Origin of the sequence: Holdemanella biformis DSM 3989 (assembly GCF_000156655.1) — a bacterium.
In the GTDB taxonomy this organism is placed as follows: domain Bacteria; phylum Bacillota_I; class Bacilli_A; order Erysipelotrichales; family Erysipelotrichaceae; genus Holdemanella; species Holdemanella biformis.
In genome coordinates, this window is sequence record NZ_DS996841.1 from 67818 (window position 1) to 85979 (window position 18162).

General features: G+C 33.1%; 18 protein-coding genes and 1 other annotated feature. Of the genes, 2 read left to right on the forward strand and 16 right to left on the reverse strand.

Going from position 1 to position 18162, the window contains the following annotated elements; translation table 11 throughout:
* Positions 1–11 precede the first annotated feature (11 nt).
* Positions 12–308 (reverse strand): hypothetical protein, encoded by a 297-nt coding sequence (locus tag EUBIFOR_RS01865; RefSeq protein WP_147344676.1) that lies wholly within the window; start codon positions 306–308, stop codon positions 12–14.
* A 31-nt stretch (positions 309–339) separates the two neighbouring features.
* On the reverse strand, positions 340–516 hold the full coding sequence (locus EUBIFOR_RS12630; protein WP_003864198.1) for a hypothetical protein: 177 nt from the start codon (positions 514–516) through the stop codon (positions 340–342).
* A gap of 206 nt (positions 517–722) precedes the next feature.
* Here EUBIFOR_RS12630 and EUBIFOR_RS01870 point away from each other — a divergent pair, with 206 nt between their 5' ends.
* A complete protein-coding gene (locus EUBIFOR_RS01870) occupies positions 723–1847 on the forward strand; it encodes a GGDEF domain-containing protein (RefSeq protein WP_050755922.1) in 1125 nt (374 codons plus the stop codon).
* Between the two features lie 63 nt (positions 1848–1910).
* On the opposite strand, the gene EUBIFOR_RS01875 is transcribed toward EUBIFOR_RS01870, so the two are convergent.
* The 5 genes from EUBIFOR_RS01875 to dxr form a co-directional block, all read right to left on the reverse strand.
* A complete protein-coding gene (locus EUBIFOR_RS01875) occupies positions 1911–2093 on the reverse strand; it encodes a hypothetical protein (RefSeq protein ID WP_003864200.1) in 183 nt (60 codons plus the stop codon).
* Positions 2093–4018: a methionine--tRNA ligase gene (gene metG / locus EUBIFOR_RS01880; RefSeq protein WP_003864201.1), complete on the reverse strand. Its 1926-nt coding sequence runs from the start codon at positions 4016–4018 to the stop codon at positions 2093–2095. Before metG ends, EUBIFOR_RS01875 begins: the two co-directional genes overlap by 1 nt.
* A 41-nt stretch (positions 4019–4059) precedes the next feature.
* Positions 4060–4257, reverse strand: a binding site (T-box leader).
* A gap of 40 nt (positions 4258–4297) precedes the next feature.
* Complete coding sequence (locus EUBIFOR_RS01885) at positions 4298–5806, reverse strand: PHP domain-containing protein (RefSeq protein ID WP_040466164.1); 1509 nt, start codon at positions 5804–5806, stop codon at positions 4298–4300.
* A 65-nt stretch (positions 5807–5871) separates the two neighbouring features.
* A complete protein-coding gene (locus tag EUBIFOR_RS01890) occupies positions 5872–7359 on the reverse strand; it encodes an FIVAR domain-containing protein (protein ID WP_040466061.1) in 1488 nt (495 codons plus the stop codon).
* Positions 7360–7410: 51 nt separating this feature from the next.
* On the reverse strand, positions 7411–8547 hold the full coding sequence (dxr, locus tag EUBIFOR_RS01895) for a 1-deoxy-D-xylulose-5-phosphate reductoisomerase (protein WP_003864204.1): 1137 nt from the start codon (positions 8545–8547) through the stop codon (positions 7411–7413).
* A 74-nt stretch (positions 8548–8621) separates the two neighbouring features.
* Here dxr and EUBIFOR_RS01900 point away from each other — a divergent pair, with 74 nt between their 5' ends.
* Positions 8622–9260, forward strand: a complete 639-nt coding sequence (locus tag EUBIFOR_RS01900; RefSeq protein ID WP_003864205.1) for a cyclase family protein — start codon at positions 8622–8624, stop codon at positions 9258–9260.
* Positions 9261–9276: 16 nt separating this feature from the next.
* Here EUBIFOR_RS01900 and EUBIFOR_RS01905 read toward each other — a convergent pair whose 3' ends face one another.
* The 9 genes from EUBIFOR_RS01905 to gatC all read right to left on the reverse strand — a co-directional run bounded on the left by EUBIFOR_RS01905 (position 9277) and on the right by gatC (position 18162).
* Entirely contained in the window at positions 9277–10056 is a 780-nt protein-coding gene (locus EUBIFOR_RS01905) for a GGDEF domain-containing protein (protein WP_147587352.1), read from the reverse strand.
* Positions 10057–10101: 45 nt separating this feature from the next.
* The gene (locus tag EUBIFOR_RS12635) at positions 10102–10362 is read right to left on the reverse strand and encodes a hypothetical protein (RefSeq protein WP_003864207.1); all 261 of its coding nucleotides are present in this window, start codon (positions 10360–10362) and stop codon (positions 10102–10104) included.
* A gap of 62 nt (positions 10363–10424) precedes the next feature.
* Positions 10425–12839, reverse strand: a complete 2415-nt coding sequence (locus EUBIFOR_RS01910) for a glycogen/starch/alpha-glucan phosphorylase (RefSeq protein WP_003864208.1) — start codon at positions 12837–12839, stop codon at positions 10425–10427.
* Positions 12840–12900: 61 nt separating this feature from the next.
* Positions 12901–13419: a winged helix-turn-helix domain-containing protein gene (locus EUBIFOR_RS01915; protein WP_003864209.1), complete on the reverse strand. Its 519-nt coding sequence runs from the start codon at positions 13417–13419 to the stop codon at positions 12901–12903.
* A gap of 113 nt (positions 13420–13532) precedes the next feature.
* Positions 13533–14324: a Type 1 glutamine amidotransferase-like domain-containing protein gene (locus EUBIFOR_RS01920; RefSeq protein ID WP_003864210.1), complete on the reverse strand. Its 792-nt coding sequence runs from the start codon at positions 14322–14324 to the stop codon at positions 13533–13535.
* Positions 14325–14357: 33 nt separating this feature from the next.
* Entirely contained in the window at positions 14358–14996 is a 639-nt protein-coding gene (locus tag EUBIFOR_RS01925) for a hypothetical protein (protein ID WP_003864211.1), read from the reverse strand.
* Positions 14997–15069: 73 nt separating this feature from the next.
* Positions 15070–16491 (reverse strand): Asp-tRNA(Asn)/Glu-tRNA(Gln) amidotransferase subunit GatB, encoded by a 1422-nt coding sequence (gene gatB / locus EUBIFOR_RS01930; protein ID WP_040466062.1) that lies wholly within the window; start codon positions 16489–16491, stop codon positions 15070–15072.
* A gap of 2 nt (positions 16492–16493) precedes the next feature.
* On the reverse strand, positions 16494–17867 hold the full coding sequence (locus EUBIFOR_RS01935; protein WP_003864213.1) for an amidase family protein: 1374 nt from the start codon (positions 17865–17867) through the stop codon (positions 16494–16496).
* A gap of 1 nt (position 17868) precedes the next feature.
* The gene (gene gatC / locus EUBIFOR_RS01940; RefSeq protein ID WP_003864214.1) at positions 17869–18162 is read right to left on the reverse strand and encodes an Asp-tRNA(Asn)/Glu-tRNA(Gln) amidotransferase subunit GatC; all 294 of its coding nucleotides are present in this window, start codon (positions 18160–18162) and stop codon (positions 17869–17871) included.

The window sequence follows — 18162 nt, forward strand, 5'->3', positions numbered from 1 at the left end:
ATACCTCTTCCTCATTTCTTTTTGATTTTTTTAAAATCCTTCGAATTTAAAAAATAATACAAGATAAATGCCCATACAAGAAGGAGTACCGCACCTAATGATATAAATGCTTTGTAGTAAGGATAGGCAAAAATAGCTCCTACACTTAGAATCATGCCAACAAAGATATAGGAAACAAATTCTTGAATCACATCATAAATATCTTGAAAACTATATTGATTATGTGTTCCTTCATTTTCTTGTAGTCCATCATATACGCCTTGTGCAATATCTTTTAAAAACTTTTTCATACCTATAATATACCACAAGAAAAGGCTTTCTCCTTAGGAAAAGCCAACATTATTTATGATTCATCATTTTAAGTGCGATTCTTAAAATACAAACGCCCATTACCACAATCACAATTGAATTCAATAACCAAGTGTTCATTGTACTTGGAAGTTTATAAATAAAAACGGTACATGCCAAGAGAAGTAAAATAAAGAGTTCTACCACTGAATTTTTAATCACAATCATATCTGTACCTCCTTATACTTTTAGTATAAATTGCTTTAAACAAAGTACAATATGACTCGATACGATTGAACAGAAATTTATCCAACACTTAATTCATCCTTAATCTTTGTTAATTTTAATTTACATAAGAACCAATTTCTCATTTGCAAGTTCTTATAAAGAGGATTATTATAAAAGTGTTTAACCATAAAGAAACGGAGTTTATTATGATCAACATACCCGAGATACTGGTGGCAAACGGGACTGGGGCATTTTTAGTACTCTTCTTATTGTTATATCGAATACGAATTGCCCAAACAAATCAGTTTGATGAAAAAGCATATAACTTTATGCTTATAGTTACCTTTATTGCCACGATCAATGAAACGCTTAGTTTTATCATTGATGCACGCCCAGGTTTTATCTTTCATATTTTACAATATATCTCAAATACAATTTCTTCAGCTAGCTCAGGCATCATCGGATATTGTTGGTGTTTATTCGTAGAATATCATATTCACAGAAATTTTAAACGCATTAAAAAGAAATCAAGAATCCTAGCCATCCCATTGATCATAGCTATGATTTTATTAATTATCAATTTATGTGGTACCGATATTATTTTCGATATTTCTAAACAAAACAAATATACTCGTGGCCCTATCAATTTCCTTTTATATATCATTGTCTTTATTTATTATATCGAAAGTATATATACTGTACAAAAAGCTAGAAGCGACTCCATTTTAGTCGAATTCTTTCCCATTTACTTCTTTATCATCCCTTGCATGATTGGCACTATGATTCAAGGTTTCTTCTTTGGGATTTCTACGATTTGGCTTTGTGTCGCAATCGCATTTATCATTGTTTACATTGAAATTCAAATATCTATATCCTTTATTGATGATTTATCTGGACTTTACAATCGAAAATACATGAACCATTATCTAAATAAGCTACAAAACGATAAAACAAAACATGTATATGGATTTTTGATGGATATTAATGATTTCAAAGCCATCAACGATATATATGGACATTTAAAAGGTGATCAAGCCATCATTCAGTTTGGAAAAATTCTACAAAATTCAATTGACAAAGATTCAGTTGCCATTCGTATGGGTGGTGATGAATTTGTGATCTTCGCAATATTAAAATCCAATAAAGAAGGTTTAGCCTTAAAAAAACGCATTGAACAAAACGTACGACAATTTAATACGAATTCAATAGAACCATTCCACTTATCTTTCTCAATTGGAATTGCTAAATACAGCGGTAATATTGAGACATTCTTATCATCGATGGATGATTCCATGTATGAAGCTAAAAACATGCATCGTTTAATGCACTGATCAAGGCGAGTTCATCGCCTTTTTTATTTTGCACAAAAAAAAGATGAGCAATTTTAAAATTGATTACTCATCTAGTTTTTCAATTACTTTTTTAATGTAGTAGGTTCTTAATAAACCAAAGATCAAGATCACGATTCCGATAATGGAAATCGCTTTTTCTTGATACAACAAACCAAACACAAAGACGACAACGCCAAGGCCAGCAAGTTGTAATTGTTTAAAAACAACCTTTTGTTTATCATTCATTAGCGAACAGTTACACCATTAGGCATTTCTTTTGCGACTGTGACAAATGATAAGTCTTTATCGTCTGTAGCACAAAGAATCATACCATAAGATTCTACACCACGTAATTTAACTGGTTTTAAGTTTGTCACTACGACAACCTGTTTTCCAATCAACTCTTCTGGTTTGTAGTGTTTTGCGATACCACTCACAATTTGACGAACTTCACCACCCAAATCAACTTGTTCTACCAACAAACGATCAGCCTTTGGATGAGGTTCACATTTTACAATCGTACCTACTTTAAATTGTAGTTTCGCAAAATCATCAATTGTAACTTCTTCTACTTTTTCTTCTTCCTTTTTCGTTTCTTCTTTTTTCTTATTGAATTCTTCCATAAATTTCTTCTCGTCAATACGAGCAAACAATGGTTCACACTTTTCAACGACATGAATATCTGTTTCTAAGTTTCCAAAAGAATCACAAGAATCTAAATCGGTTACTTTTGTATTTAAGTACGCAAACATCTTTTCAGCTGTTTCAGGCAAGAATGAGTGTAATAATACAGCTGAAATACGAATTGATTCAAGCAAGTTATAAAGAACTGTTGCCAAACGATCTTGTTTCGATTCATCTTTAGCAAGTACCCAAGGCATAGTTTCATCAATATACTTATTTGTACGACGTAACAATGTGAATATTTCATCTAATGCATCACCAACACGAAGTTCTTCCATTTTAGCTTCCACTTTTTTCTTAGTCTCTAAAGCACAAGCCTTCAATTCTTCATCCACTGCCTCACATACATTTGGATTTGTAACTAAACCACCAAAGTATTTATTTGACATCGCAATTGTACGTGATACTAAATTACCTAAAATATTTGCCAAGTCCGAATTGATTCTTTCAATCACTAGATCCCAAGTAATTGTTCCATCTTGGGCAAATGGCATTTCATGTAAACAATAATAACGTACGGCATCTACACCAAAGTGTTCCACTAAATCTTCGGCATAAATTACATTTCCTTTCGATTTAGACATTTTATCACTACCAGTAAGTAGCCATGGGTGTCCAAACACTTTCTTTGGCAAAGGTAAATCTAAAGCCATTAAGATAATTGGCCAATAGATTGTGTGGAAACGTAAAATATCTTTACCAATAATGTGAGTTGCAGGCCAGTACTTTTTAAATTTTTCATCACTTTCACCATTGGCATGATAACCAAGAGTCGTAATATAGTTGCTTAATGCATCGATCCAAACGTATACAACGTGTTTTGGATCAAAATCAACAGGAACTCCCCAACTAAATGAAGTACGTGATACACATAAATCTTGTAATCCTGGACGTAAGAAGTTGTTCAACATTTCATTTTTACGAGATTCTGGTTGAATAAAATCAGGATGATCTTCAATATATTTGATCAAACGATCTGCATATTTTTGCATATTGAAGAAGTAAGCTTCTTCTTTTGCCTTTTTTACTGGACGACCACAATCTGGGCAACATCCATCAACAAGTTGAGATTCTGTCCAGAAAGATTCACAAGGCGTACAATACCATCCTTCATATGTTCCTTTATAAATATCTCCTTGGTCATATAAACGTTTAAAAATACTTTGTACTTCTTTAACATGATAATCATCTGTAGTACGTACAAAATAATCATAGCTTGTATTCATTAAATCCCAGTTGGATTTGATTTGAGCAGCTACACCATCGACAAATTCTTGTGGAGTAACTCCTGCAGCTTTTGCCTTTTCCTCAATTTTTACACCATGCTCATCTGTACCTGTTTGAAAAAATACATCATATCCTTGTGCTCTTTTAAAACGAGCAATCGCATCCGATAAGATAATTTCATATGTATTTCCAATATGAGGTCTACCAGATGTATACGCAATGGCAGTTGTTAAATAAAACGGTTCTTTCTTTTGTGTCATTTCTATTTCCTCCTATATTTTACAAATAAAAAAAGCCTTCATCCAAGGACGAAAGCTTCGTGGTACCACCTTAGTTTGTGTTTGCACACCTCAAGCTGTTAACGCCAGCATACGTCTTTATCTACATATCAATAAAGAAGCTCCAAGACCATATTCTTTATATCTTATACACAGATTTTCACCAAACATCTGCTCTCTATAGTATGCAATATAAATACTCTTCTTTTCTTTGCTTATTGACTGCTCTATTATACGCTATAAAACATATTTTGAGCAAATTTATTTTGCGGCTTTTGTCAAAATTCTTACAAGTGGCAATGCCTTTTCTGGGCAATTTGAAACACCCATATGATATTTTGGCTTAGTCGGACCATGATAATCACTACCACAAGAAACAAACAATTTACGTTTCTGTACAATTTTTAAAGCTGCCGCAATCGTTTGTTCATGAATATCATTTGAGAAGCATTCCACTCCATCCATACCTAAATCGACAATTTCTTCTAATACTTCATCTGAAATATAATCTAAATGCCAACTTGATAAAATCGCAATTCCACCAGCATTATGAATCGCATCAATGACTGCTTGAGCATCTGGATAATCTGCCTTTACATAACAAGGTCCATTCTTGCCAAATACATCTGTTTCAAATCTTGACATTGCAGCACTATGGCTTTCACAATTATCCAAATATTTCTTCACAAATGGCAATGAACGCGTTCTTTCATTATGGAAAACCATTTTTGTAATTTCTGTTGGTGTAATTGTTTGAAAACGAGAATTTGACATCAAAGAATCCACATCGATACGAATTCCTGAGAAATTTTCAAATTTTTCGACACGTTCAATCGATAATTCTTTTTCGCGCTTCAAAGAATTTTGTTCTAGTACTTCAAACACTTCGTTTGTCCAATCAATATAATAACCTAGAATACGAACTCGCATTCTTTTATATTGTGCATCAATTTCAACGCCTGGAATATATTGAATATTATACAGACTCGAAAAACGCATAGCTGCCGCATTTGCTCTTGCACAGTTATGGTCCGTAATCGAAATCACTTCTAAACCATTATCCTTTGCCTGCTTAAACAATTCTTCAACATCATAATATCCGTCATCACTATAATTTGATCGAATGTGTAAATCGATTGGTGTAACATGTAATTCTTCTTGAACCACTTCTGGCTTTGTTTCAAAACGAATCTCTTGATCTGGTTCACGAACTGGAACTAAGCCGAAAATCAAATCAAATAAAGTTTGTTGGTGTGGCATAACCAATACAAAGATTCCATTGATTATCCACCATAAAATAACACCTAAAACTTGAAAGAAGAAGCCAAAAATCATAAGTGGAACACCAAAGCCTAATGCTTGTCTTAAAATCAAGTTTAATGGCATTGCCTCTTTTTTATCTTTTTTTCTGACTAACTTCAAATCCAGCATGGCATAGCCAAAAGATTGACCATTTGTCCTAGCTGTAAAAAATGCAAGCAATAAGACGCTCGACACAAATAATAGTGCGAACATAATATAGAATAATAAATCAAAAAAGTGCGGTGGAATCAATCCACACATAATTAATAAAAACTCAATAACCCATATATAAACAGGAAGTAAACAAATATTGATATCCATTAAAAACGCAAATAAATGATCTTGATAATCGGATAGACTACGTTTTAAAGGCATCGCATATTTATATCCACCTGCACGATACAATTTCGATTTTTTTTGAAAATATGCCAGAGTTAGATCCTTAGCATTGTATTTTTGTTGTTTCATAAAATCATAAGCCTTTCTCGCATTATTATAACAATTTTTAAACATGAAAAAAAGGGCCACAGCCCTTAATCTTGTTTTCTTAGACGTTTTGTTACAAATGTTAACATACCCAAAGACATTACACATAACCATGTATATAATGTAGAATCTGTATTTGTAGCTGTGTTGATACTTGTACCAGAACTCATTTTTAAATTCTGTGCTTCCTGTAATAATTTTTGGTATGTTTTACCAACCTTATTTTTTAATTCGGCATTGACTGCTTTTTGATCCGGTGATGATAACTTTAACCAGCTAGGCATTGCCGAAAGAATCTTTTGATAGTTTAAATAATTTGCGGTAGCAAACACATTTCCACTTGCACTCGTTAAATAAGTCTTAATGAAATTATCTGCAGCGCTTGTTGTTGCCTTAGGCGAAGGTGTTTGTACAGATTGAACTGTATTCACTTGTTCTTGCACAACCAATTGAGGTGTATCCAACATTTGTTTTTGAGGCTCTACAACCACATTATTTTCTAGTGTCATCACCTTATATACAAAATTATCTTTATTTTCAAAATAAGCATTCAATCGTGCTAATGAATCATTGATTTCATCTTGTGTGGATTCATCGTTTGTAAGAATAACACTACAAGCATCCAATTCATTTTTAAAATTCATATAAGATGCTTCTTCAAGCATATCTTTGTCGGATTCTAAAAATGCATAGCCTTCCTGCACCTTTTCATTCAAAATACTAAAATCGGCTTTTTTTACCAATGCTTGAATTGCATTCTCTAAATCCTCTTGTGCCTTTTGAATTTCTTCGGCTGTACTATTTGCATTTTCTAAAACCGGCTTTGCCTGATTCAATGCTGTTTCATATGTGCGATAACTATTTTTTGTATATTCATCTTTCACATAATTTGATTGTTCAACTACACTCTTTAATCCAGAAAGATCGATCAATGCATTTTTTGCATTCACTAACTTAACTTGTGCTTCAACCACCTGCTCTAAAGTTGTAGTATCTTGTGCAATCAAATTATTTGATTCATTCACTTCAGATTTTAATGATGCATATGTACTTGCCGTATATAAAGAGGCATCTAAACTTTCTGCATCTTTTACTAAAAGTGACAATTGTTCTTTCGCATCCAAAACCATTTTACTAGCTTGACTTACAATAATGTCATATGCACTTAATGTACAATTCTTTGCCTTTTTCATACCTGCATCTTTATATGCAGTTTCATACGCATTCTTAATTTCATCCTGGTTTTCTTTTGTCAATTCCTTAAACAATTGATTACCAGTCAATACGATTGTACAATTCTTTTCATCTACTTTTGTGATCGTAGTATATTTTTCAATATCTTTATTGTTAAGGTCTTTAACAATTTCTTTTGTACTCAAATAATACTTAATATAATCTTCTGCTGAAATTGTTTGTTGGGCTTTTTCTTCTAATTTTACTGGCTGTAAATGTTTTGCAAGTACATCCATACTAGGATTTGAAGCCACACAAACCGCAACAGCACTTGCTACACAATAAACCTTTGTTTTATTCACGACAAACCCTCCATTCCATTTCACTATTTTACTCCCAAAATTTCAATTGGTCTAGTCCCAATATTCAATGACGAACTTTCTTGCCCATGCATCCGATGCTTCTAATTGCTCAATTGTAGGATTTTCAATATATTTTCCGTTCTTACAAGCTTGTTCAATACTCTCTTCAATTTGTAAAAAAGAAATCTTCTTCTCTAAGAATAATTGTACGGCCTGTTCATCCGCCCCATTAAATACAGCACCTAGATTTCCTTCTTTTTTACCAATTTCATAGGCTAGTTTCAACATTGGATAACGAACATAATCCATTTCTTTAAAATTCAAATCCATTGTCTTTGTCATATCCAAAGGATGATCCTCCTTTAATACCGGACGATCTGGATAACATAGTGCATATTGAATTGGTAAGCGCATATCGGCTGAACCTAGTTGTGCAATAATCGCATTATCATTATATTCAACCATAGAATGTACAATACTTTGACGATGTAATACTGTATCAATTTTTTCATAAGGCAAATCAAATAAATAATGAGCTTCAATCACTTCAAACCCCTTATTCACCATTGTTGCACTATCCACTGTAATTCTTTTACCCATATTCCAATTTGGATGTTTTAAAGTCTGTTCTACTGTTACATCACTTAATTCATCTCTAGATTTATCTCTAAAACTACCTCCACTTGCCGTAATAATCAAACGTTTTACATCTTCATTACGATTGCCTTGTAAAGACTGGAAAATAGCTGAATGTTCCGAATCAATTGGGTATAATTTTGTATTTGTTTCATGCAATGTCTTACGAACCAAAACACCACCCGCTACCAAACTTTCTTTGTTGGCTAAGGCAACATCGATACCTTTCTTTAAGGATGTAAGAGTTGGTTTTAAGCCTCTAAATCCAACCACCGCATTCACTAATAAATCATATTCACAATTTTCAATACAATCCACCATGGCATTCGTTCCACTAAAAACCTTTACGCCCTTTAATTGATTTGCCTTTGAAACATCTGAAATACCAGCTACTTGAATCGATGGATGTTTATCAATGATTTTTTGCATCACATCCGCTTGATGTCCAGCCGCTATTCCTACTAGACAAAACTTGTCTGGATGTTGTTCAATCACATCCACAGTTTGTAATCCAATTGAGCCTGTAGCCCCTAATAATAATATTCTTTTCATAACTAATCACCTGTATCTATAATTTTATCACAATACCACAAAAATTGTGGTTAAATATCTTTAGGAGGTAACTTATGAAAGTCATTGATTTAACACATACGATTTCTGAAGCTATGCCGGTTTACCCTGGAACCGAAAAGCCAAAACTCACTACCGTAAATACATATTCAAAAGATGGATTTAAAGAAACACTGATTCAAATATATTCTCATGTGGGAACGCATATGGATCCACCTGCCCATATCTTTGCGAGCCAAAAAACATTGGATCAATTTTCACCGGAACAATTCATTGGTAAAGCTCTAGTCATTGATTGTAGAGATTTAAAAGAAGGACAATCCATCACAATTGATAAAATCAATATAGACAAAGCTGTATCTGCAGACTTTCTTTTATTTAATTTAGGTTGGGACAAAAGATGGAAAGACGAGTCATACTTTAATGATTATCCATGTATTGATGATGAAGTATTAGAATTTATCCTTCAAGGAAATTTTAAAGGCATAGGTTTTGATGTGATTGGATTAGATCCTATTCATGATGAAAATTTAACTCGACACAAAGCTTTATTTAAAAATCGAGATATTGTGAATATTGAAAATCTTAAAAACCTAGATCAATGTGGAAATGACTTATTTTGGTTTAGTTGTTTTCCACTTAAAATTGAAAACTGCGATGGCTCACCCATTCGAGCTATAGCTTGGTACGATTAAAGACCGGCAATTTAATTTACCGGCCTTTTAATTTCTTCTTTTCATCATATAATTGTTTATCGGCTTTGATAAACCAATCATTCCATTTACGCATTTCTTTTTTATATTGCGCATATCCAATACTTACATCTAAATCAAACGGAAAAGATAATTGTTGTATATAAGTATGAATTCTTTGGCATAATCCTTCTACATCATTTCCTTTATAGACAATCACAAATTCATCGCCACCATAACGAGCAATAAAATCACTTTTTTCAATACAAGATTCTTTTAAACAGTTCGCGATGGCCTTTAATGCTAAATCCCCTTGCGTATGTCCATGCTCATCGTTGATTTTCTTAAATCTATTCACGTCCAACACTAACAAGTACATATTTAAATCTTGACTTCTTACGCACTCAAATAAATGCTGTTCCATACGATTACGGTTATTCAATTGTGTTAATGGATCAATAGAAATCATTTGTTCTTCCAAACTAATATATACAATAAGGATACTAAGACTAGTTCCGACACAAAAGATAGGAACCTGGCGAAAAACATCTTGAAGCGTACCTACAATCATCATAACAGCCATGTATATTCCTAAAATCTGATAGGATTTCTTTTGTTGATAATTTTTTGCTCTACAACTATACACATAAGCTTTATAAGCTCCTACAAGATAATATAAATCATTTATAAAAACATATAGAAGATAGAATGGTCCTTCTTGAAACTTTCCATTTTGATCAATTTTAAACAATATGCCATTTAATGGATTCATTAATAATAAAACAACACTTACAATCAAAGAAATTAAAGCTATAAGCGTTTGTCTTTTTTTGACATACTGTATTTATAACATTGTTAAAATGTAGTTAAACCATGAAAAAGTACACAATGAAAAGAACAGAAAACTCATTTCATTCAAAAAAAGATTCTGCACATTACTCATTCGTACTAAATCGGTTTGAAAATATAATATATGTACAAAGACAACTGCCAAAAAGCTGACTTTTTGACTGTTTTTCATCATGGAACGATACGTTTTAAAGCCTAGAATCAACATGATAGCTATACATATATAGTAGATTTCCGCAAAAAGAATTTCATTCATACAAATCCATTTTACCATGAAAAAAGACCATATCATCAAAGACATGATCTTTTAAAGTATTTTTATTTTTCAAATGACAATGGTTTTAAATCCCAAATTTCTTTTGCGTATTCGCTAATTGTACGATCACTTGAGAAATATCCAGACTTCGCAATGTTAATTAACATTGTCTTAGCCCAACGACTCTTATCCATGTAACGTGCTTGTACTTTTTCTTGCGCATATACATATGCTTCAAAGTCAGCTAATACGAAGAATTCATCATTACGCATCATTAAGTCGTTGTTGATCAACTTAAATTCATTTGGATCATTTGACCAAGTGCAGTTTTTAAGCGAATCAATTACCATACGAATATTGTAGCTTGAATTATATAAATTCCATGCATTATATGAGTTTTCATGACGAAGTTCATTAATGTCTTCTACATGTAAACCGAAGATTTCAGCATTTTCATATCCAACACGCTCAACAATTTCAACATTAGCACCATCTAATGTTCCAAGTGTAATAGCACCATTCATCATGTATTTCATGTTTCCAGTACCACTTGCTTCTTTACCAGCTGTAGAAATCTGTTCAGAAACATCTGCAGCGTTCAATAAGATTTCGGCAATAGAAACTGAATAGTTAGGAATGAATACAACCTTCATATATTTAGAAATTTCTGGATCATTATTAACCACATTGGCAACCATGTTGATTAATTTAATGATTTCCTTCGCTAAATCATAGCTAGCTGCAGCTTTTGCAGAATAGAAGAATGTACGAGGATAAATTCTGAATGAAGGATCTTGTTTCATTCTTAGATATAAATACATTACATGGAAGATATTTAATAATTGACGTTTGTATGCATGTAAACGTTTTGCCTGGCAATCAAAAATTGAATTTACATCAATATCGATACCAAGATTTTCTTTTACATAAGCAGCTAAGATCTTTTTACGCTCTAATTTCACATCCATGAATTTAGTTTGTAAAGCTTCATCTTCAACATGTGCCATTAAATCTTCTAATTTTTCTGGATTTGTTTTGAACTCATCACCAATTGTTTCTTCTAACAACTTTGTTAATTGAGGGTTAGAGAACAACAACCATCTACGATGTGTAATACCATTTGTTTTATTGTTAAATTTATTTGGATAAATTGTCACAAAATCTTTGAACACATCATTTACTAAAATTTCAGAGTGAAGTTTTGCAACACCATTTACACTATGTGAACCAACAACAGCCAAATTAGCCATGTGAACTTGTCCTTCTTTAAGGATAGAAACATTGTTGAAAATTCCACATAATCCTCTATGATCTACATCATATTTAAAACGACGGTTAATTTCTTCAATGATCATATATAGACGTGGCAACAATGAACGAACCATGTCTTGTGGCCATTTTTCTAGGGCTTCTGCCATAACTGTATGGTTTGTATACGCAACCGTCTTTGTTACGATATTCCATGCATCATCCCAATCATAGAAATAGTCATCTAATAATACACGCATTAATTCAGGAATAACTAATACTGGGTGTGTATCATTTAATTGGATTGCAACTTTATCTCCTAAGTTATCTAAACTTGGATATACACGTAAGTGTGAACGAATAATTTGATCGATACCAGCGCATACGAAGAAGTATTCTTGTGTTAAACGTAGACGTTTTCCTTCGATTGTTGAATCATCTGGATATACATTTGCTGTAATAGCTGTTACTTGATTTAAATATTCATTTAATCCACCTGAGTTTACAGAATCTTCATCAACTTCTGCATCCCATAAACGAAGTGTATTTGTAGTTGTTGTGTGGTATCCTACGATTGGTTCATCATAAGGTACAGCACGTACAACAAAATCCGGGTGATGTTGTGCATGGAATTTTCCATATCCATCCATATATCCATCAACATATCCACCAAATTTTACTTTAACAGCATGTTGAGGTTTCCATACTTCCCAAACATTACCATTTTTTAACCAGCAATCTGGCAATTCAATTTGTTGGTTATTTTCAATTTTTTGTTTAAACAAACCATAACGATAACGAATACAGTTACCATGTCCGGCTAAATCAAGAGATGCTAACGAATCCATGAAACAAGCAGCTAGTCTTCCTAAACCACCATTTCCTAATCCTGCATCGCTTTCAATATTTTCCATGTCATTAATGTCCATACCTAAATCTTTTAATCCATCTTTTACAACATCATAAATGTTAAGGTTCATTAGGTTGCTAGTCATTAAACGACCCATCAAAAATTCCATAGAAAAATAATAAAGCTGTTTCGATTCCGTTTTCTTGATCGCATTTTTTGTTTCTCTCCAATGCTCTCCAGCAAAATCACGAATCATGTTACCTAGGACAATATATCTCTCCTCTGGATATGTATCTTCAAAATCACGTCCGTAGGCATCAGAAACAGCTTCTTTAAAATTCTCTTTAAAACTATCTTTAGACTCAAATAGATGTGGCATAATCTAAAATCTCCTTCCAACGCCTTTATATTATACCTTTATTTGAGCCTATTTTTCAACTTTATCCCACTTTAAATACGTCAAACTGCCAAAAATAACCCACTGTTTTATGCGTTCCAATGTATTCATCACCCAGTAAACGACGAATTGTGGCAATATGTACAGTTAAAGTATTATCTAAAATCTCATGGTGATAAGCTTGTTCCAAGTAAAAGACCAACGCATTTCTTGAAACTGTCTTATGCGGTACATCCATTAATGTTGTAATAATTGTAAAGGCTGCTTTAGAAACCATAATTTTTTCAAGTCCCTTTTGAATAATATTCGAATCCATATCAATCAACAGATCTCCAGTTTTATATAACCCTCTTTTTCTTCGAACATTTTCAATATCCATATGAATTAAACCATTACTATAATTTGTAACCTCATCATTGACCTTCATATTCTGACAAAGCATGGCCGGTGTTTTATAATACACCTGTCCGTTTTCTTCAATACGATCAATGGGATATCCATTATTTAAAAGCCACTCCAACAATTCTAGATCCACTTCTGTGATCAACTTACAAAATTTCATTTACACTCTCCTATTTCTAACCATTTCACATGTGACTCACTATATTAAGTATCCCATATTAATGTGAATTTAACATGAAAAAATAACCAAAAACTAAAATGTGCAAATAATAATCAAAATAAATCAATTTTTCCAAAACAAGTAATACCCTTATCGATGATCATGCCACCATCTTCATAGATTCCATATATGGAAATTCCTTTTTCTTCTTTGACTTTTTCAATACTTTCCATTTGAATCTTACTTCTTCTAAAATGGGGTTCAATATCAAAACCGGATAAACAACCTAAACCATTTTGATACGAAAATTTTGGATAATCTTCATCCGGACTTATATGATACAAATCCAGTTGAATCATAGCTCCAGCACTATATCCAATCATAATACCCTTATAATTTTTAATGATTTTCTTTAACTTCTTTTCCTTAATACGCTTCATCATCAAATCTGGAGCTCCACCTGTCAACATTAAAATGGAACTATTTAATATTTTCATCTTCATTTCATCAATTGTATCTTTAAAATAATTTACCCATACAATTTGCTCATCACAAATACCATATTTATGGAATACATCTTGATTTGAACGATACCATATGCCTTGTCCTGGTGCATATTGTTTATTCCAGTCAACCTCATTTTTTGTATCATCAAAGAAACTAAATGGTAATATACAAACACGATCCTGTTTTGAAATATACTTTTTTAAATTCATATAGATCCATTTTTCATCGATCATACTCGTGTTGAGCAATATATGGACTGGATTTTCTAAGCCCTTTACTTCTTTTACTGTATCAAACGTATATGGTTTACTATTTTCAAACTCCTCAAAACATTTCATATCCCCACTAGCTTCATGCATCGTTACTACATTATTCTTTTGATCAATATATAATTTCATTTTTGTTTTACCTCCAAGAAAAAAGATGGACGCTTATTGTCCATCCTCTTCATTTTGTGCATTTGCGCTATTCTGTTGAATTTGTTCACTTGCTGCTTTTAATTGATTTGAAAGCTCTGCATCTTTAGCGGCTGTCATATTGTCTGTTATAGGACCACTACTTGCACCTGTCTTTGTCAATTTTAAATATGTCCAACCATCCGCAGTATGTGTATCATCAATTAAATAATTATAAGAATCGATTTCTAAATCATACATTTTTGATCCATCTTTGTTTGTAAAATATGTATCAATTGGAAGTTGCTCATTCACAATATTATAAGCACTATCAATAGCTGCACTTGCCACATCATCCGTAGCACTATCTACCAAATCAATATGTACTCTAAGTGTAGCACTCAATAGATTCACACTTACTTTATCTACATTTTCAATATTAGAAAGTGCACTCTCTAATGATGAAATATTATCATCCGTAATAGCTGGATCTAAATCTGTTTTAGAAAAACGACTTCCTTCAACAGGATGATTTTGCCCACCTATACTCGTCAATAATACATAACCCACAATCACAACCGGAATCAAAATTATAATTAACGTAAACCATACAAGTTTATGTCCTTGTCCTTTAGATTTATTGGAAGCAACTCTTTTACGTTTCATCTTGGCCATAAAAAACCTCCTAACAACATTATTATTATACCACAGGATATAAAAACATTAAAAGTCTGAATGAATCAGACTTTTATCTTTTCTTTAATTCTTCTTGAATCAATTCGTTTGTACGCTTAGGATTTGCCTGTCCACGACTTGCCTTCATGACCTGTCCAACCAAGAATCCTACAGCACGATCCTTACCATTTTTAAAATCTTCAATAGATTGAGGGTTGGCATCTAAAACACTATTGACGATTGCCAAAATAGCACCATCATCACTCACTTGTTTCATTCCCTTTTCTTCGATGACCTTCTTAGGATCTTTTCCTTGCATAACTTCTTCAAAGACGACTTTACCTTGTTTACCACTAATTTCACCAGCCTCAATAACATTGATCAAACTAGCTAAGTTTTCACTTGAACAAGGCACATTTTTGAAGTTTAAGTTATTTTTATTTAAATAAGCTGAAACATCCCCGATCACCCAGTTACATGCTTTTTTCGCAAATTTTGTAGATTTCAATACTTCTTCAAAGAAATCCGCCATTTCACGATCTGAAACCAATACACTCGCATCATATTCACTAAGTTCATAATCTTTCATGAAACGTGCTAAACGTGCATCTGGAAGCTCTTCTAAGTTATCTTGAATGGATTTAACCCAGTCAAGATCTAATTGGATTGGGAAAATATTTGGTTCTGGGAAATATTTATAGTCAACATTTCCTTCTTTTTTACGCATTAGAATTGTAGTCTTTTGTGCTTCATCATAACGACGAGTCGCCTGTTCTACTTTTTCACCTGCATCTAACAAGGCACTTTGACGTTCAATTTCAGCTTGAACTGCCTTTTGTACATTCGCAATCGAGTTCAAGTTCTTGATTTCTGTCTTTGTTCCTAAAGTATCTTTATCTTTACTCAACGAAATATTGACATCACAACGCATACTTCCCTCTTCCATCTTAACGTCACTGACATTCAAATATAGAAGGTTTTTACGTAAGGTTTCTACATAAGCCGCTGCTTCTTTTGCGCTATGCATATCTGGCTTAGATACAATTTCAATCAATGGCGTACCCGCACGGTTGAAATCAATATAAGTACCTGTCTCTTTATGGAACTGTTTTGCGGTATCCTCTTCCATATGAATACGTTCGATACGAATTTGTTTCTTTTTGCCATCTACATCAATTTCTACATAACCATTTGTTCCGATTGGATGGAATTGTTGTGTAATTTGAAATCCCTTAGGAAGATCTGAATAATAATAGTTTTTACGGTCAAAACGAACCAATGTTTCTAGATCACAATGCATAGCTGTACATGCCTTAATAGCTAAAGCTACTGCCTCTTTATTTACACAAGGTAAACATCCAGGATGTCCTAAATCAACAACGCTTGTACATGTATTTGCCGTTTCTCCAAAACGAACGGGAGCACCTGAAAACATTTTTGTGTTTGTCTTTAATTCACAGTGAATTTCAATACCAATTGTTACAAAATAATTCATTCCTATCCCTCCACACATTGTCCTTTTAAACCAGTGCACTCTTCAATAGCACTTGACACATCAAACATTTTTTGTTCTTCAAATGGCTTACAAGTTAAATTCACAGCTACAGGCATAGAATCAACTTTACCTAAAGGAAGTGTAATACTTGGATAACCAGAGAAATTTTGTAGTTGCATATGCTCTTCGGCAAAACTAGATACACCAAAACGAACATTTGAACTTTCATGGATCAATGGTGCAATTGTTGGTGCTGCAACACTTAATACAGCATCACATTCTTCAAACATCTTCGCATAAGCTTGAACAATTAAACGACGAATCTTTTGTGCTTTTCTAAATAAACGATCTTGGTTTTCTTCAAATAAAGAATAAGAGCCAATCACAAAACGAGCACGAACATAACTTGAGAACCCTTTTGTACGTGTATTTGTCATGACCTCTTCTAAATCTTGACCTTCTTCACGCATACCAAAACGAATACCATCTAAATTTGAATGGTTGGCCGTTGCTTCTGCATTCGCAATTGTTTTATAAACAGGGGCAATCAATTCCATGTATTCTTTTGGCATTTCAACATTGACAATTTTTGCCCCTTTTTCTTCTAATTTAGAAACTAAGGCATTAAATTGCGCTTTTAACTCTTCATTTTCAACTTCATCTAAAACGGTTTTAAATACACCAATTGTTTTATTTGTAAGATCGCTATTCAATAATTTCGAATATTCGCCAACTTCTTTGTAGCTTGAAGTCATATCATGGTCATCACGACCTGCCAAAACTTCTAAAGCTAAAGCTGCATCTTTTACATTTGTCGTAAAATATCCAACGTGATCCAAAGAACTTGCATAAGGAATAATTCCATAACGTGAAATACGTCCATAAGTTGGTTTTACACCAACAACACCACAATATGCTGCAGGTTTTCGAACACTATCACCTGTATCTGTACCGATTGCCAAAGGTACACATCCTGCGGCAACTAAAGCTGCACATCCTCCACTAGATCCTCCAGGAATACGATCTAGATCATAAGGATTGTGTACGGCTCCTGTATAGGCATTTTTATTGGTTCCGCCCATACCAAGCTCATCCATACTTGCTTTACATATAAAATCAGCACCCGCTTCTCTTAATTTCTTAACGATTGTCGCATCATAAACAGGAACATAGTTATCTAAAATACGACTGCTTGCCGTAGTTTTGATACCACAAGTAGAAATATTATCTTTCAATGCGACTGGAACACCTGCAAGTTTTCCTGCATTTGTGTTTGCATCTTCATCGATCATAGTTACAACCGCATTTAACTTCGGTTGTACGGCATTGATTTTTTCAATAGCCACATTTTTATTTACACAATTTGAAATTTCCATCTTACTTCACCACCTTTGGAACGTGAACATGTCCCATACGAGCATCTTTAACATTTTTTAATGCTTCTTCTTGCGTTAATACGTCACTTACAACATCTTCTCTTAAGAAGACTGTAGGTGTTTCAAAAGGATAGACCATAGGTTCTACCCCTTGGGTGTCCACTTTTTCAAAAAGGGATACTTGCTTCTCGACGGCAACAAAATCTTTTTTCAATTCTTCGATTTCTTCGTCACTCAAATCAAACTTTAAGTCGTTTGCTAATTTGTGAAAATATTCTGTACTGAACTTTTCCAT

Coding starts and splice junctions, on each gene's coding strand:
- EUBIFOR_RS01870 (WP_050755922.1), top strand. CDS start 723: ATGATCAACATACCCGAGATACTGGTGGCAAACGGGACTGGGGCATTT.
- EUBIFOR_RS01935 (WP_003864213.1), bottom strand. CDS start 17,867: ATGGAAATTTCAAATTGTGTAAATAAAAATGTGGCTATTGAAAAAATC.
- EUBIFOR_RS01920 (WP_003864210.1), bottom strand. CDS start 14,324: ATGAAATTATATATTGATCAAAAGAATAATGTAGTAACGATGCATGAA.
- gatC (WP_003864214.1), bottom strand. CDS start 18,162: ATGGAAAAGTTCAGTACAGAATATTTTCACAAATTAGCAAACGACTTA.
- EUBIFOR_RS12630 (WP_003864198.1), bottom strand. CDS start 516: ATGATTGTGATTAAAAATTCAGTGGTAGAACTCTTTATTTTACTTCTC.
- EUBIFOR_RS12635 (WP_003864207.1), bottom strand. CDS start 10,362: ATGAATGAAATTCTTTTTGCGGAAATCTACTATATATGTATAGCTATC.
- EUBIFOR_RS01910 (WP_003864208.1), bottom strand. CDS start 12,839: ATGCCACATCTATTTGAGTCTAAAGATAGTTTTAAAGAGAATTTTAAA.
- metG (WP_003864201.1), bottom strand. CDS start 4,018: ATGACACAAAAGAAAGAACCGTTTTATTTAACAACTGCCATTGCGTAT.
- dxr (WP_003864204.1), bottom strand. CDS start 8,547: ATGAAAAGAATATTATTATTAGGGGCTACAGGCTCAATTGGATTACAA.
- gatB (WP_040466062.1), bottom strand. CDS start 16,491: ATGAATTATTTTGTAACAATTGGTATTGAAATTCACTGTGAATTAAAG.
- EUBIFOR_RS01885 (WP_040466164.1), bottom strand. CDS start 5,806: ATGAAACAACAAAAATACAATGCTAAGGATCTAACTCTGGCATATTTT.
- EUBIFOR_RS01925 (WP_003864211.1), bottom strand. CDS start 14,996: ATGGCCAAGATGAAACGTAAAAGAGTTGCTTCCAATAAATCTAAAGGA.
- EUBIFOR_RS01915 (WP_003864209.1), bottom strand. CDS start 13,419: ATGAAATTTTGTAAGTTGATCACAGAAGTGGATCTAGAATTGTTGGAG.
- EUBIFOR_RS01875 (WP_003864200.1), bottom strand. CDS start 2,093: ATGAATGATAAACAAAAGGTTGTTTTTAAACAATTACAACTTGCTGGC.
- EUBIFOR_RS01900 (WP_003864205.1), top strand. CDS start 8,622: ATGAAAGTCATTGATTTAACACATACGATTTCTGAAGCTATGCCGGTT.